This window comes from Paenibacillus sp. FSL W8-0194 (assembly GCF_037969745.1).
Taxonomy (GTDB): domain Bacteria; phylum Bacillota; class Bacilli; order Paenibacillales; family Paenibacillaceae; genus Paenibacillus_AQ; species Paenibacillus_AQ cookii.
Map to the genome: position 1 here is coordinate 3,743,552 of NZ_CP150205.1, position 15,930 is coordinate 3,759,481.

At 54.5% G+C, this 15,930-nt stretch carries 12 protein-coding genes; all 12 read right to left on the reverse strand.

Features of this window, described 5'->3' with window-relative positions; all coding sequences use genetic code 11:
• Positions 1-108: 108 nt before the first annotated feature.
• The 12 genes from MKY58_RS16880 to rseP all read right to left on the reverse strand — a co-directional run bounded on the left by MKY58_RS16880 (position 109) and on the right by rseP (position 15,798).
• Positions 109-1,056: a bifunctional riboflavin kinase/FAD synthetase gene (locus tag MKY58_RS16880; RefSeq protein ID WP_339321298.1), complete on the reverse strand. Its 948-nt coding sequence runs from the start codon at positions 1,054-1,056 to the stop codon at positions 109-111.
• A gap of 46 nt (positions 1,057-1,102) precedes the next feature.
• Positions 1,103-2,020, reverse strand: coding sequence for a tRNA pseudouridine(55) synthase TruB (truB, locus tag MKY58_RS16885; protein WP_339321299.1), 918 nt, complete (start codon positions 2,018-2,020; stop codon positions 1,103-1,105).
• Positions 2,017-2,994, reverse strand: a complete 978-nt coding sequence (locus MKY58_RS16890; RefSeq protein ID WP_339321300.1) for a bifunctional oligoribonuclease/PAP phosphatase NrnA — start codon at positions 2,992-2,994, stop codon at positions 2,017-2,019. Before MKY58_RS16890 ends, truB begins: the two co-directional genes overlap by 4 nt.
• 21 nt (positions 2,995-3,015) lie before the next feature.
• On the reverse strand, positions 3,016-3,369 hold the full coding sequence (gene rbfA / locus MKY58_RS16895; protein ID WP_036706978.1) for a 30S ribosome-binding factor RbfA: 354 nt from the start codon (positions 3,367-3,369) through the stop codon (positions 3,016-3,018).
• A gap of 18 nt (positions 3,370-3,387) precedes the next feature.
• On the reverse strand, positions 3,388-5,982 hold the full coding sequence (gene infB / locus MKY58_RS16900; protein ID WP_339321301.1) for a translation initiation factor IF-2: 2,595 nt from the start codon (positions 5,980-5,982) through the stop codon (positions 3,388-3,390).
• A complete protein-coding gene (locus tag MKY58_RS16905; RefSeq protein WP_036706976.1) occupies positions 5,975-6,298 on the reverse strand; it encodes a YlxQ family RNA-binding protein in 324 nt (107 codons plus the stop codon). Before MKY58_RS16905 ends, infB begins: the two co-directional genes overlap by 8 nt.
• Positions 6,291-6,599 carry a YlxR family protein gene (locus MKY58_RS16910; protein WP_036707201.1) on the reverse strand — a complete coding sequence of 103 codons (309 nt, stop codon included), beginning with the start codon at positions 6,597-6,599 and terminating at the stop codon, positions 6,291-6,293. The genes MKY58_RS16905 and MKY58_RS16910 overlap by 8 nt, the downstream gene beginning before the upstream one ends.
• Before the next feature lie 37 nt (positions 6,600-6,636).
• Positions 6,637-7,734, reverse strand: coding sequence for a transcription termination factor NusA (gene nusA, locus MKY58_RS16915; RefSeq protein ID WP_036706975.1), 1,098 nt, complete (start codon positions 7,732-7,734; stop codon positions 6,637-6,639).
• 135 nt (positions 7,735-7,869) lie between these two features.
• On the reverse strand, positions 7,870-8,331 hold the full coding sequence (gene rimP, locus MKY58_RS16920; RefSeq protein ID WP_036706972.1) for a ribosome maturation factor RimP: 462 nt from the start codon (positions 8,329-8,331) through the stop codon (positions 7,870-7,872).
• Positions 8,332-8,561: 230 nt separating this feature from the next.
• The gene (locus tag MKY58_RS16925; RefSeq protein WP_339321302.1) at positions 8,562-12,878 is read right to left on the reverse strand and encodes a PolC-type DNA polymerase III; all 4,317 of its coding nucleotides are present in this window, start codon (positions 12,876-12,878) and stop codon (positions 8,562-8,564) included.
• Positions 12,879-13,046: 168 nt separating this feature from the next.
• A complete protein-coding gene (gene proS, locus MKY58_RS16930) occupies positions 13,047-14,495 on the reverse strand; it encodes a proline--tRNA ligase (protein ID WP_339321303.1) in 1,449 nt (482 codons plus the stop codon).
• A 31-nt stretch (positions 14,496-14,526) separates the two neighbouring features.
• Positions 14,527-15,798 carry an RIP metalloprotease RseP gene (rseP, locus tag MKY58_RS16935; protein ID WP_339325186.1) on the reverse strand — a complete coding sequence of 424 codons (1,272 nt, stop codon included), beginning with the start codon at positions 15,796-15,798 and terminating at the stop codon, positions 14,527-14,529.
• Positions 15,799-15,930 lie beyond the last annotated feature (132 nt).

Consider the following 15,930-nt stretch of genomic DNA (forward strand, 5'->3'; position numbering starts at 1 on the left):
ACCGTCGGTGAGATCGTGTAACCAAGCCAAGGTTATTGCCGCTGTTCCCAGCGACGTTTATCAGTATAACATACATGGGCGGCAAAAGTAAATGTTCTCCATGTCCGATTATTTGGACAGGCTCAAAATCTTTCCGGCCGTTTCGGCGTCGGACCGGATTTGAGCGATCAGCTCCTGGATGGAAGGGAATTTCCGTTCCGGCCGGATATAGGACACCAGATCTACGACCATCTGCTCGCCGTAGATGTCCCGGTCAAAATCCAGGAGATGAACCTCAAAGCTTGGCGCGGCAACGTTCTCTTGGAACGTCGGTTTGACTCCCAAATTCATCACGCCGGGGATCCACTCGCCTTCAACGAATGAACGGACCGCGTACACGCCTTTGGCCGGCACGACGTATTGGTCGAGCAGGCGCAAATTGGCCGTCGGAAATCCGATCGTCCGGCCCCGCTTGTCCCCGTCGATGACGACGCCCCGCAGCCGGTACGGCCTCCCGAGCAGCCGGTTCGCTTGTTCCAGATCTCCGCCGTGCAGCGCTTTGCGGATCTCCGAGCTGCTCACCTTCCCGCCTCCTTGCTCGAAAGGCGGAATGATCTCGACGCTCATTTTTCCTTGCCCGAGCTCGCGCAGCATTTCCGCGTCCCCCGCGCCTTTGTGGCCGAACCGGAAATCGAAGCCGACGATCGCCGTCCGCACCCCGAGCGACAACAGCATGCCCTCGGCGAATTCCTGCGGGCTCAGCTTGGAGAAGGCTTCGCTGAACTCCACGACGTACAAGACATCCACGCCCAGCCCTGCGAGCAGTTCCTGCTTTTCCGGCAGCGGCGTCAAGCTGCCCTCGTAGTTGCCTTTTTTCATGACGTCCTTCGGATGGGGATGAAAGGTCATGACCGCGCTCGGAACGCCCTCCTGCCGTGCCAGCCGGACGGCGGAACCGATCACGCTTGCATGCCCCTGGTGCACGCCGTCGAACTGTCCGATCGCCACGATTTGCGGACCCGCATGCTCCCGAAGGATGCCGGCGGACAAGGGATAGGTTAAATGTATAGTCTTCACAGCACTTCTCACCTGCAATTCGATTAGAAATATCCGTTACAGCCGCTTATGCCTCCGGCAAAAACACCTTTACCGGGGCAATGGCGCCTGATTCTTCCTGCTTTTCAAAGATCCCGAGAAAAACGCCTGCGCTGTCGTAAAGACGAATACAGCCGGAAGTCTGCACTTCCGGGGAAACGGCCCTGCCGGAGAGCCTCTGGCCCTGCAGCGCCGCGGCAGCCTTCTCGTCCGCTACGGTGTGCGCCGGCAAATGTCTGACGGCATGGTCGATCTGAATCAGATGTTCCTGCAGCCTTCCCTCCTGCATCAGGCGCTCCACCTCTTCCAGCGTCAAGCATGCCGAGGCGGGAATTCCCGCGGACATCGTTCTCGTCAGCCGAACCATCGTCGCAGGCAAACCAAGCGCCTTGCCGATATCCACGCAAAGCGTACGGATATACGTTCCTTTGGAGCAAAGCGCCCTGAAGGAAATATCGAGATACGGCCCCTGCCATTCATGGCCTTTCATTTCAATTTCGTAAATGGTCACTTCCCGGCTTTTGCGCTCCACCGTTTTGCCTTCGCGCGCCAGTTCATAAAGCCTTTTGCCGTCCACTTTAACGGCGGAATACATCGGCGGAACTTGGGAGATGGTGCCCCGAAACGACCGCAGCACGTTCTCTGCCTCCTCCGGCGTGACCGTGACCCGGTCGACCTTTTCCGTCACGTTGCCGGTCAGGTCTTCGGTGTCGGTGGCCAGTCCAAGCCTTAACGTCGCTTCGTATTCCTTCGGAAGCTCCTGCATGTATTCGACGACTCTCGTCGCCCTGCCAAGGCAGAGCGGGAGTACGCCCGTCACTTCCGGATCGAGCGTGCCGGTATGGCCGATCCGCTTCATCTTCAAAATGCGCCGCGTCTTCGCTACGACATCATGGGAAGTCATCCCTGCCGGCTTGTGAACGGCCAATATGCCTTCAAGATTCATAACAATGATTTCACCCGTTCTATTACCTGTTCAATGGAGCTGTCCAGGGAAGCTTCAAGCCTGCAGCCTGCGGCGCGAACATGGCCTCCGCCCCCGAAGCTTTGGGCCAGCGCGGCAACGTCGACTTTTCCTGCCGAACGAAGACTGACTTTTACGGCCTGGTCATGGATCACTTTAAATAAAATGCCGACTTCGACCCCCTGGATGTTCCGGGGATAGTTGACGATCCCTTCCAAATCTTCGTTTGCCGCTCCCGCTTCCTTCATATGCTCCGGAGTGACGTAAACCCAGCAAATTTTCCCGTCGGGCGTCATCTCCATCGTGCTGAGCGCCTTCACAAGCACTTTCATTTGCGGCAGCGTCATCGATTCCAACAAGGTTTCGCATAATTCGGGCCCGTTCACGCCGTAGCCGAGCAGTTCCGAAGCAATGCTCATCACCCGCGGCGACGTATTGGAGTAACGAAAACCGCCCGTATCCGTCAAAAGTCCGGTATAGATGGCGGATGCGATATCGGTTGTCCACTTGAATCCGAAAACGTCGATGAGGTCATGCAATATCTCGGCAGTCGCGGCGGCATCCGGTTTCACGAGAGCCGCGCTCCCGTAACCGTTGTTGGTCGGATGGTGGTCAATATTCAGGATCAAAGCATCTTCTTCAAAATATCGGGCCGTCTGTCCCACCCTGGCAAAATCAGCGCAGTCCACGCAAACGACATGCTTGAAGGTACGGTCAAGCGGCTGCTCCTCCATGTTCACGATTTGGTCTGCCAGCAGCAAGAAACGCATCCGCTCCGGGATCGGGCCCTCATTGATCAGAGTGAATTTTTTGCCCAGACATGAGAGAAGCCAGCCCACGGCTACGGTGGAACTGACTGCATCTCCATCTGGCTGAATATGCGACACTACTAAATAATCATCATGCTCCAGCAGAAACTGCTTCGCCTGCTCAAGCGACTGTTCATAGGTCTGCATAGCCTTCTCCTTTAAACTGTATTAGTTCGAATCGTTTTTGCTGATCTCTCCCAGCAGCTTTTCGATATGGCTGCCGTAAGCAATGGATTCATCGAACTTGAAAATAAGCTCGGGAATGTGACGAAGGCGAATCCGCTTGCCGAGCTCGGAGCGGAGAAAACCGTTGGCTTTCTCCAGAGCTTTCAGCGAGTTTTCTTTCTGTTCTTCGTCTCCCAGCACGCTGAGGTAAACCTTCGCTTGGGATAAATCATTGGTTACGTCCACGCCGGTCACGGTCAGGAAACCGATGCGGGGGTCCTTCAATTCACTTTGGATGAGCTGGCTCAGTTCCTTTTTGATCTGTTCTCCAACCCGTCCTACACGTATTTTGGCCATAGCTGTTCACCTCTTTACCTACTTGCGCTCGACAGCCTCCATGACGAATGCTTCGATAACGTCTCCTTCTTTAAGGTCATTATAGCCCTGAAGGGTAATTCCGCATTCATACCCCTGATTTACTTCCTTGGCATCGTCCTTGAAGCGCTTGAGCGTATCGATCTTGCCTTCGTGAACGACGATGCCTTCACGGATCAGGCGCACTTCCGCGTTGCGGACGATTTTGCCCTGGGTAACCATGCAGCCGGCGATCGTGCCGACTTTGCTGATTTTAAACAGGTTGCGGACCTCGGCATGACCGACGACCACTTCTTTATATTCCGGATCAAGCATGCCCTTCATGGCTTGCTCGATTTCTTCGATGACGTTGTAGATGACGCGGTGCAGACGAATGTCGACCTTCTCCTGCTCTGCCGTTGCGCCCGCTTGAGGATCCGGACGAACGTTGAAGCCGATCACGATCGCGTTCGAGGCGGCCGCCAGAATAATGTCCGATTCGGTAATGGCGCCCACACCGCTGTGAATGATTTTCACGCGTACGCCTTCCACTTCGATTTTCGCCAAGGAGCCTTTCAGAGCCTCGACCGAACCCTGCACGTCGCCCTTGATGATGACGTTCAGGTCTTTGATTTCGCCGTCTTTAATGTGCTGGAACAAATCGTCGAGCGTCACGCGCACATTGCTGCCGAGATCCGACTGGCGCTGGGTGATCGCGCGTTTTTCGGCGATGGAGCGTGCTTTCCGCTCGTCCTCGAAGACCATGAACGGATCGCCGGCTTGCGGAACTTCGGTCAGGCCGGTAATTTCGACCGGCGTGGATGGACCGGCTTCCTTCAGACGGCGGCCTTTGTCGTTTACCATCGCCCGAACGCGTCCGAAGCAGTTGCCCGCTACAAAAGCGTCCCCGATCTTCAGCGTGCCGTGCTGAACCAAAATGCGGGCTACGGGACCGCGGCCTTTATCCAGCTCGGCCTCGATGACGGCACCGCGCGCGCGTTTGTCCGGATTTGCTTTATATTCGTTGACCTCGGCTACCAGCAGGATCATTTCGAGAAGATCTTCCAGGCCGATTTTTTGCTTCGCCGAAACGTTGACGAAAATCGTGTCTCCGCCCCATTCTTCCGGCACAAGACCGTATTCGGTCAGCTCTTGCTTCACTTTGTCCGGGTTTGCCGACGGTTTGTCGATTTTGTTCACGGCTACGATAATCGGCAGTTCGGCCGCTTTGGCGTGGTTGATGGCTTCGACGGTTTGCGGCATGACGCCGTCGTCGGCTGCCACCACGATAATCGTGATGTCCGTGATTTGGGCGCCGCGTGCCCGCATGGCCGTAAAGGCTTCGTGGCCCGGGGTATCCAGGAACGTGATCTTTTTGTTGTTGATCTCCACCTGGTAGGCACCGATATGCTGCGTGATGCCGCCTGCTTCGCCGCCGGTAACGTTCGTGGAACGGATGGCGTCGAGCAAGGTCGTTTTGCCGTGGTCGACGTGACCCATGATCGTCACGACCGGCGGACGGGTTCTCAGATCCGCAGGATCGTCATTTTCCTCCAGCGTCTCGAAGCGGTCGTCTTCGACGACGATTTTGACCTCGACCTCTACGCCGAATTCGCCGGCAAGAAGCTGGATCGTCTCAATATCGAGTTCTTGGTTGATGGCAGCCATGACGCCCATAAGCATCAGCTTCTTGATGACTTCCGATGCGTCCTTATGAAGCAGTTTGGCCGTTTCGCCTACCGTCATCGTGCCGCGCACGATGATTTTTTTCGGCGTGTTGTCGATTTTCTCGCGAGGAGGCTGGTTCTGCTGATATCTTCCCTTGTTGTTTTTCCCGCCGCGGTTGTTGCCCCGGTTAAAGCCGGATTTTCCGTCTTCAAACCGTTTGTTTCCGCCGCCTTTGCCGCGATTTGGAGTACGGGCTCCTCCTCCGCGGTTGTCGTTTCTCGAGAAGTTGTCATCCGTAGTTCCACGCTCTTGGGTTGGGCGCGGGTTCGTTTGCTGCGGACGGTTTTGGTTTTGGTTCTGGTTCTGGCGTTGGCCGCCGGATTGCTGGCCGCCGCCTTGGCTCCGGTTGCCTCCTTGGCCTGCGCTTTGATTGCGTCCGCCTTGGGAAGAACCTTGACTGCGGTTGCCTGTACCCTGGCTGCGTCCGCCTCCGTTATGTTGTCCTTGCGTTCTGCCGTTATTCTGGCCTCCCTGGTTCGAGTGGCCTTGACGGGAGTCCTGCCCGCCTTGGGTTCGCTGGGAACCGTTTTGAGTGGTTTGATTTGATTTATTATTCATACTTACCTGCTTTTCCTGTTGTTTTTGGGATTGGCCCTGGCCTGCCGGCCGGCCCCCCTGATTTTTCTCTGCCCGATTGTCGTTTTTTATGGAAGAAGTATTAACTGTCGTAAGAGTTTCCCCGCTTTCTCTTTTCGCAGCGGCATTCGATTTGATATCTCGAAAAAATTGTTCCACTTTTGCGACCGAATCATTCTCCATCACGCTCATATGGTTGTTAACGGGAATGTTCAGCCGCTTTAAAATGGTAATAATTTCTTTGCTGCTCATATTTAATGATTTTGCATATTCGTATACACGCAGTTTGTCTTTACTGTCTTGTTTACTCAATATACTCCACCTCCGACATTATCTCCAAGCTTTTGGAGATCATTTCTGCGAATCCTTGATCCGTAATTGCGAGCACAACTCTTTCGGGTTTCCCGATGCTTGCGCCCAAACTTTCGCGGTCAAATCCGATCACCAGAGGGATGTTGTACGTTCCGCATTTGTCGCGGAACTTTTTCTGTGTATTTGCTGAGGCGTCTCCCGCAAGGATAACTAGCTTTGCTTCCGAAGAACGTATCGCTTTCAGCACAATCTCGTCGCCTGTCAGCATCTTCCCCGCACGCATGGCAAGACCGAGTCGGGAGAAAAATTTATTCATCGGCCGTGCTTTCCTTGACCGCCAGAAACTCGTCCTCCACCGAAATGAAATCTTCGGCAAGCTGCTCGTATATTTCCGGCTTGACGTGGTGCTTCAGGGCACGGTCCAGCGACTTGTTTTTTTGTGCCAGCTTGAAGCAGGAAACTTTACCGCAAAGGTAGGCCCCTCGCCCCGACTTCTTGCCGGTCAGGTCGATCAGCACCTCGTCGTCGGGAGTCTTCACAATGCGGATCAGTTCTTTTTTCGGCATCATTTCCTGGCACGCCACGCATTTGCGCAGCGGCACTTTTCTTTGCTTGATCATGGCGCAGCCCCCCCCCGTCAATGTCGTTCTGCGGTCAATCGACGGAGACGGAATCCTGATGCATTTCGACCGAAGAAGTTTTCGGTCTGCCGAATTCCTGTTCCGCCTGACTTTCGCTCTTGATGTCGATTTTCCAGCCTGTCAGCTTGGCGGCCAAACGGGCATTTTGGCCCTTGATGCCGATCGCCAGGGAAAGCTGGTAGTCAGGCACGATGACGCGTGCCATCTTCTCTTCCTCGAACACGATCACTTCCAGAACCTTCGATGGGCTAAGCGCGTTAGCCACATATTCCTCAACCTGTTCGGAGTAGCGAACGATGTCGATTTTCTCCCCGCGCAGCTCATTGACAATGGTCTGCACGCGGAGGCCTTTTGGCCCGACGCAGGAGCCGACCGGATCGACTTCCGGGTTGCGGGAGTAGACCGCGATCTTGGAACGGAAGCCGGCTTCCCGGGCCACGGAGCGGATTTCGACCACGCCGTCGAAAATTTCGGGCACTTCGAGCTCGAACAAGCGCTTGAGGAGACCCGGATGCGTACGGGACAACATGATTTGCGGTCCCTTCGTCGTGTTTTCCACCTTGGTGATGTATGCCTTGATCCGGTCGCCGTGCTTAAACTTTTCGTTCGGCATCAACTCGCTGAGCGGAAGCACCGCTTCGATTTTGCCCAGATCTACATAGAAGTTGCGGAGATCCTGGCGCTGCACCGTACCGGTCACGATATCCTCTTCTTTATCCACAAACGCGTTGTAAATCAAGCCGCGCTCCGCTTCGCGGATGCGCTGAGTGACGACCTGCTTCGCCGTTTGCGCGGCGATGCGGCCGAAATCGCGAGGCGTAACCTCGATCTCCGCGATATCGTCGATTTGGAAATGCGGGTTGATCTCCCTAGCCGCCGGCAGGGAAATTTCGGTGCGCGGATCCAGCACCTCTTCCACGACCAGCTTGCGGGCATACACCTTGATGACACCCGAATTGCGGTTCATATCCACGCGCACGTTCTGCGCGGTGTTAAAATTGCGTTTGTAGCTGGAGATCAGCGCGGCTTCAATCGCTTCAAACAGAATATCCTTGCTGATTCCCTTTTCTCTTTCCAGTTCATTCATTGCTTCGATAAAATCCATACTCATTGGAAATCAGTTCCCCCTTTCATGACATGCACCCAAGCGTAAACGGCTTCGCCGTCTATGACAGGTGAAGTTTGCGTTTCGCGACGTAAAACCCAGGAATCCGCGTTTCGAGTAAGCGGTGTCCATTCCTGGACTTTAAAAAATAATGGCCAGTCTGGCGCTGGCAACTTTTGCGTACGGGATGGTGTGCTGCTTCTTTCCCGCGGAGATGACAAGCTCGTCGTTCTCGAACGAAAGAAGCCGGCCTTCGAATTCCTTCTGGCCGTCAACCGCCTCGTACACGGTCACAAAAACATCTTTGCCGACGGCTTTAGCCACGTCTTCGCTTTTTTTCAGCGGACGCTCGGCGCCAGGGGAGGATACCTCCAGAAAATACGCGGTGGGAATCGGATCGTTCTCATCCAGCTTCTGGCTCAGGTATTCGCTGATCATGCCGCAGTCATCGATGTCAATGCCGCCTTCCTTGTCGACATAGACGCGCAGGAAGTAATTGCTGCCTTCCTTCACGTATTCCACGTCGACAAGCTCAAAGTTATGCTCATCCAGGTAAGGCTGGACCATTTCTTCTACAATTCCCTTGATCTTCGGTGTGCTCAAAGATTATTACCTCCAAGACTTTCAATATCCTATATACCAAAGAGTAAAGAGTGGGTCGCCCCACTCTTTAAACAACGGTTTTATCTCCATGATTGCCAAAAAAATTATAACATAGTCTGGCAACACTGACAAGTATCGCTCCTTGACTGCTTCCAGTCGCAGCAAGGGGTGCGCGTCCTAAGTCAAGTTGTCAAGGGCGGATAAAAAAACGGATATATCGGTTTGGGGCTTTAGAACAACGAGAGCTGGTTGCTTTCCGGCAGGCCGCGGAAGCAGCCCATCTGGGTCAGCAGCTCGATAATGGATTTACTTGCCTTCGACTTCTGCTGGAAGTCTTCGATCGACAGAAACTCGCCCTGCTCGCGGGCGGCGGCGATGTTTCGCGCCGCGTTTTCCCCGATCCCCTGCATCGCCGAAAACGGCGGGATCAAGGAATCTCCGTCCACGATAAACCGCGTGGCTTCCGAGCGATACAGATCCAGGTTCTTGAAGGTGAATCCGCGCGCGGTCATTTCGAGCGCCATTTCAAGCACCGGAAGCATGCTTTTCTCTTTGGTCGTAGCCTGGAAGCCTTTTTGCTCGATTTCTTCGATTTGGCGGTAAATCGCCTCGTAACCTTGGCAGCAAAGCTCGATGTCGAAATCCTCGGCACGGACCGAAAAATACGTAGCGTAATATTCGATCGGATAATACAGTTTGAAATACGCGGTCCGGACCGCTGAAATAACATATGCGGCCGCGTGTGCCTTCGGGAACATGTACTGGATTTTGAGGCATGAATCGATGTACCATTGCGGCACTTTGCATCGCTTCATTTCCTCGATCCATTCCGGCGTCAAGCCCTTGCCCTTACGGACGCTTTCCGTAATTTTAAAGGCGAGGCTGGCGTCCATGCCGGCTTTGTAGATCAAGTAGAGCATGATATCGTCGCGGCAGCCGATCACCGTTTTGATGTTGCAGGTGCCGTTTTTGATCAGCTCCTGGGCGTTTCCGAGCCATACACCCGTCCCGTGGGACAGGCCCGAAATTTGCAGCAAGTCCGCAAAGGACGAAGGCTTCGATTCGATCAGCATCTGGCGGACGAACTTCGTTCCCATTTCCGGCACGCCGTACGTGGCAACCGGGGTCCGGATCTGTTCCGGCGTGACCCCAAGCGCCTCGGTCGAGTTGAACATGCTCATGACCTTCGGATCATTCATCGGGATGGTGGTCGGATCGACCCCCGTCAAATCCTGCAGCATCCGCATCATGGTCGGATCGTCGTGCCCCAGAATATCGAGCTTCAGCAGGTTCGCGTCAAAAGCGTGGTAATCGAAATGGGTCGTTTTCCATTCCGCGCTCGTATCGTCCGCCGGATATTGGACCGGAGTAATATCTTCCACTTCCATGTAATCCGGAACGACGACAATCCCGCCGGGGTGCTGGCCGGTGCTGCGCTTCACGCCGGTACAGCCGGATGCAAGGCGGCTCAGCTCGGCGCCGCGCCAGCTTTTATGATGGTCTTCCTCGTATTTTTTCGCGTAGCCGAACGCCGTTTTCTCCGCGACGGTACCGATCGTTCCCGCCCGGAACACGCATTTTTCGCCGAAAATTTCCTTCGTGTAGTTATGCGCATGCGGCTGGTATTCGCCCGAAAAGTTCAAGTCGATATCGGGAACCTTGTCGCCTTTGAAGCCAAGGAAGGTTTCGAACGGAATGTCCTGCCCTTCGCCCTTCAGCATCTGCCCGCATTTCGGGCATTCCTTGTCCGGAAGGTCGAAGCCGCTCGGCACGCTGCCGTCCAGGAACCATTCGCTGTATTTGCAGGCTTCGTTCCGGCAAATATAATGTGCAGGGAGCGGATTTACCTCCGAAATGCCGAGGAACGTGGCGACGACGGAGGAACCGACGGAACCCCGCGAGCCGACCAGATATCCGTCCCGGTTCGATTTTTTTACGAGCCGTTCGGAAATCAGATAGTTAGCGGAAAAGCCGTATTTGATGATCGGCTCGAGCTCTTTCTCCAGCCGGGCCACGACGACTTCCGGCAGGTCGTCCCCGTAAATCGACCGGGCCGTTTCGTAGCAGGTATTCCGGATCTCCTCGTCCGCGCCTTCGATGATCGGCGTAAAAAGCTTGTCCGGGAACAGCTCGATTTCTTCGAACCGGTCGGCCAATTCATTGGTGTTTTTTACGACGACCTCAAAGGCCTTGTCTTTGCCCAGAAACTCGAATTCTTCCAGCATTTCATCCGTCGTGCGCAGGTGCGCGTCCGGCTTGCGGATATCCTTCAGCGGGCTGAACCCCGTGATGCCGTGGATCGTAATGTCGCGGTACAGCTTGTCCCGCGGCTCGAGGTAATGCACGTTGCCGGTGGCGATGACGGGTTTGTTCATCTTTTCGCCGATATCGCAGATCGTCTTCAGCGCCGCTTTCAGCTCGGCCGGGCTTCCGACCAGCCCTTTGTCGACAAGGTGCATATACATCGTCAGCGGCTGAATTTCCAGTACGTCGTAAAATTCGGCCACTTCCATCGCTTCTTCGACCGTCTTGTTCAGCACCGTTTCGAAAAATTCGCCTTTTTCGCAGCCGGAGATGACAAGCAGCCCTTCCCGAAGCTCGACAAGCTTGGATTTCGGTATGCATGGAACCCGCATGAAATATTCGGTATGCGACAACGAAATCAGCTTAAACAGATTTTTTTTGCCGATCGGGTTCAGCGCATAAATGCCGCAGTGGAACGGACGGGTATTGGACAGATCCTTGCCGACATAATCGTTCAGCCGGTCGAGCATCGTCAGCCCTTTGATTTTTTCCGCATCGGCCAACAATCCGTTCAAAATGCCGGCCAACGCCACCGTATCGTCAATCGCCCGGTGATGGCTTTCGAGGAGCACCTTGTATTTATCCGCCAGCGTATTCAACCGGTGGTTTTTCATTCCCGGATGCAGCAAGCGGGCAAGCTCCAGCGTATCGAGCGCCGGATTGTCCAGCAGCGGCATGCCGTATTCTTTTAACGAAGCCTGGATGAAACCCACGTCAAATCGGGCATTATGCGCAACCAGGACCGCGTCGCCGACGAATTCGACGAATTCCTTCAGGACGGGCTCCAGGTCGGGCGCATCTTTAACCATTTCATCCGTAATGTTCGTGAGCTGCTGGATATGGTACGGAATTTTTTCGTGCGGGTTGACGAACGTGGCGTACCGGCCGATTTCCTTGCCTTCATGCATTTTGACCGCGGCAAGCTCGGTAATCTTGCTGTTCGTGATCGACAAGCCGGTGGTCTCGATATCGAATACGACGTACGTCGCGGACTTCAGCTCGATCGGTTTCGGTTGCATGACGACGGGAACGGAATCGTTGACCACGTTGGCTTCGACGCCGTAAATCATTTTGATGCCGTTCTTTTTCGCCGCCTTGGCCGCGTCCGGAAAGCTTTGCACTCCCCCGTGGTCGGTAATCGCGATCGCCTTATGCCCCCATTTGGCCGCCGTTTTGATATATTGGTCGACGGGCGTCACCGCATCCATCGTGCTCATGGTCGAATGCAGGTGAAATTCTACGCGTTTCTCGGAAGCGGTATCCTTCCGTGCGGGAGGTGCTTGGACCTCGACCAAATCGGAAGGGATCATCACCAGCTCAGGCACCTGCATGAACCGGTCGTATTCCACCCGTCCGCGCGCTCTCACCCATTTGCCGTTGGAGAGCAGGCTCAAAACCTTCAAATCCTCTTTGGTTTTCGCAAACATCTTCATCTGCAGCGAATCGGTAAAGTCCGTCAGGTTGAACATAAACAGCGTGCTGCCGTTGCGGAGCTCCTTGCTGTCCAGGCCGAAGATGGTTCCCTGGATCGTAATCTTTTTCTCCTCGTCCTGAATCTCCTGGATCGGCACAGGCTGCTCCTTAATGTCGTAACCGACCTGCAGGCGGACTTCTTCTCCGTCATCTTCGATCTCGCGCGCTTCGGCTTCCATGCTCGTGATCATCTTTTGGATGACTTCAAGCTCCTCGGCCCGCTTTTTCTGCTCGAATTCTTCGTACGCCTCCCGGTTCGTTTCCCCGACCTGAACCTTTACCCTGAGCGGGAGCGCAAAATATTGCTGATAAAAACGGATGATGGCCTGGTCGATCTGTTTTTTGCGCGCCAGTTCAAGCGAAGTGGAATCCGACATCGTTACGAGGAGCATGTCCCCGTCCAGCTCATGCCCGGCTCTCGCCATCCATCCGTTGACCGACGGAATTTCCCTGTGAACCCATTCCAAGAACAGATTCCAATACGTATCGACGATTTCCCCGTGACCAACTGCAGGACCGTATTTAAAGATAAACGTGATTTTGGCGATATGCTGCATTTTTTCCCTAAGCTTCAGGCAAAAGTTACGGTATACCTCCGCAGGCACAAGCGTTTCCTTGACGATCGATATGATCCATTCCTTATTGCTTCGGCTCGTTTCGACCTGCTCGATATAACCGTCCAAAAAATAAGGGTCGACCAATCCGGGGGGGATTTCGCCCTGCTTCATCAGAAGCTCGAACCGTTTTCTTTTTTCGCCAGTCTTGTCCAATGCTCTCTTCCCCCTTGCTCCACTGCTAAAAATGAAAAGCTTCTGAATCCAGTCATATCAACCGGGTTCGCAAACACCGGACCTATTTCTGGGCAGAAGCTCCTCAACGTCTATTCCTGAAACAACCGCTCCGCCGCCGGCTTGGGCGGCAAAGCACATGATGCCGGCTTAATAAGCTCTGGCAAAAACGACCGTATGTTTGGCCGGTTGTCCGCAAACGAGGCACGTATGCTTTTCTTCGGAAGGGTTAAACGGAATGTTCCGGCTTGTCGCGCCGGTTTCTTCCTTCACCTTGCTTTCGCATGCTTCCGATCCGCACCAGCCGGCCAGCGTAAACCCGCGTTTTTCTTCCATGCTCGCCTTCATTTCATCCAGCGTGTTCACGGAATAAAAATGGTCGGCCATGAACTGCTTGGCGCGTTCGAACATTTCGCGCTGCACCTGATCCAGCATCGCTTGAACCTCTTCCACGAGGTTGGCCTGCTGAACCACTTTTTTCTCGCCGCTAATCCGCGACACAAGCACGCAGACGCCGTTTTCCATGTCGCGCGGACCGATCTCGAGCCGCACCGGCACCCCGCGCATTTCATACTCGTTGAATTTCCAGCCCGGGCGAACGTCGTTCCGGTCATCGACGCGCACGCGAATGCCGGCTTTCTTCAACTCGGCGAACAGCTCGTCCGTGCGTCCCACGACGGCGTCCCACGTTTTCGGCGGGCCGATCGGAATCATGATGACTTGGGTCGGAGCCACTTTCGGCGGCAGCGCAAGTCCCCGGTCATCCCCGTGCACCATGATCATCGAACCGATCAGGCGCGTGCTCGTCCCCCAAGAAGTGGTATGCACGTATTCCTGTTTGTTTTCGCGGCTCAAATATTGAATATCGAAAGCAACCGCAAAGTTCGTTCCAAGATAATGCGACGTTCCCGCCTGCACGGCGCGTCCGTCCTTCATCATCGCTTCGATGGAGAACGTATCGACCGCGCCCGCAAATTTCTCGGACGGCGTTTTTTGGCCGGTGATGACCGGAATCGCCAAAAATTCCTCCACGAAGCTGCGGTATACTTCGAGCATTTTCATCGTTTCCTCGCGGGCTTCCTCTTCCGTCTCATGGGCGGTGTGGCCTTCCTGCCACAGAAACTCGCTCGTGCGCAAGAAAGGCAGCGTGCGTTTTTCCCATCTGACCACGTTGGCCCACTGGTTGATCAGCACGGGCAGGTCGCGATAGGATTGAATCCATTTCGAATACATGTGGCCAAACATCGTTTCGGAGGTCGGGCGGATCGCCAGCCGCTCCTCGAGCTTGTCGCCGCCGGCTTCGGTTACCCAAGGCAGCTCCGGATTAAAGCCCTCGACATGCTCTTTTTCTTTTTGGAAAAAGCTCTCCGGAATGAACAGCGGGAAATAGGCGTTGCGGTGGCCCGTTTCTTTGAAACGCCGGTCCATCTCTTGTTGGATATGCTCCCAAATTTCGTAACCGTCCGGGCGGAACACGATGCATCCGCGCACAGGCGAGTAATCCATAAGATCCGCTTTTTTAATCACGTCGATGTACCAGCGCGAGAAGTCTTCCCCCTGCGGCGTTATCTCGGTCACAAATTGTTTATCGTTTGACATAAAAATGGACTTCCTCCCAATGTATCGTCAATTATCCGTTGATTAAACGCAAGATGTCATTATAAGTTACAACAATCATTAACAGGAACAGCATCGCAAATCCGACGAAATGCACCATGCCTTCCCGGCTCGGATCGATCGGCTTCCCGCGGACGGCTTCCACGCCAAGAAACACGAGACGGCTTCCGTCCATGGCCGGAATCGGCAGCAGGTTGAAAATGCCCAGATACAAACTCAATATCGCAGCCCATTGCGTGAGCTGGGCGATTCCTTGCTTGGCAATCTGGCCCGTTATCTCAAAGGTCCCTACCGGTCCGCTGATATCGTTCATATTGAACTGTTTGATCAACTTGCCGAAACCCTGGAAAATGATTTTGGTCCCATTAACCATGGCGGAACCTGCTCCGGTAAAGGTCTCTCCAATGCCGGCCTTGCGCGTAGGGAGTGCGGGGGTGATACCGATTTTTCCTCCCTCTTGCCCTTCCATCGCCCGAGGGGTCAGCGTCACATTGAACACCTCGTCGCCGCGGCGGATGGTCCACTTCATCGGCTTGCCTTCGGACTTGGCCGTCATATCGATCATTTTCTCATAATCCGTGCCGATGCTGACGCCGTCGATCGTTTCGACGATGTCGCCTTTTTTCAAATGGGCTTCATCCGCCGGCATTCCTTTCGAAACGTCCCCGATCACGATGTACGTCGGATTTTCGACCGGAATGCCGGCCATTTGAAGATGGACTCCGAACAAGATAAAAGCTAGGATAAAGTTCATCAGCGGGCCAGCAAAGATGGACATCGCCCGCTGCCCGACCGTTTTGCTCGCGAACTGCCGGTCCCTTGGGGCAATTTGCGTTTCCTGGGACTTGGCGACGAGCATCGTCTGCGGATGGATCGGATATTGCTGGATTTCTCCATCCACGTTCAGGCGGATTTTCAGGCTGTCGGTCAAATCGATGAACTCCACTTCGCCGCGGATGACGTTTTTGCGGTTATCCAGCTGATCCAGATAAATCTTTTTTACTTCCCCGTCCTTGACCCGCACGGCAACCGTTTGTCCCGGGTGGATCTCCACGAGCTCCGGATCTTCGCCCGCCATCCGGGCATATCCGCCGAACGGAAGCAAACGAAGCGTAAATTGGGTTTCCCCCCGTTTATAAGAAAACAGTTTCGGACCGAAACCGATCGCAAACTCCCGAACCAGTATGCCTGCACGTTTGGCGAAATAAAAATGCCCCCACTCGTGCACGGTGACAATGACGAAAAACATGAGCACCGTCAAAAAAACTACCTGCACCATTTCCAATTCGTCGCATCCCCCTTTATTGTCTGAGACCGAAGCTTCATAATCCGCGAATCGGCAAGCCATGCCGACCCCCATAGAATGAATGATGGTCCGTAACCGGCCGTTCCGGCCTTTCTGCCCTGCAGCCTCGCT

Coding starts and splice junctions, on each gene's coding strand:
- proS (WP_339321303.1), bottom strand. CDS start 14,495: ATGTCAAACGATAAACAATTTGTGACCGAGATAACGCCGCAGGGGGAA.
- MKY58_RS16890 (WP_339321300.1), bottom strand. CDS start 2,994: ATGCAGACCTATGAACAGTCGCTTGAGCAGGCGAAGCAGTTTCTGCTG.
- nusA (WP_036706975.1), bottom strand. CDS start 7,734: ATGAGTATGGATTTTATCGAAGCAATGAATGAACTGGAAAGAGAAAAG.
- rbfA (WP_036706978.1), bottom strand. CDS start 3,369: ATGGCCAAAATACGTGTAGGACGGGTTGGAGAACAGATCAAAAAGGAA.
- truB (WP_339321299.1), bottom strand. CDS start 2,020: ATGAATCTTGAAGGCATATTGGCCGTTCACAAGCCGGCAGGGATGACT.
- MKY58_RS16905 (WP_036706976.1), bottom strand. CDS start 6,298: ATGAATAAATTTTTCTCCCGACTCGGTCTTGCCATGCGTGCGGGGAAG.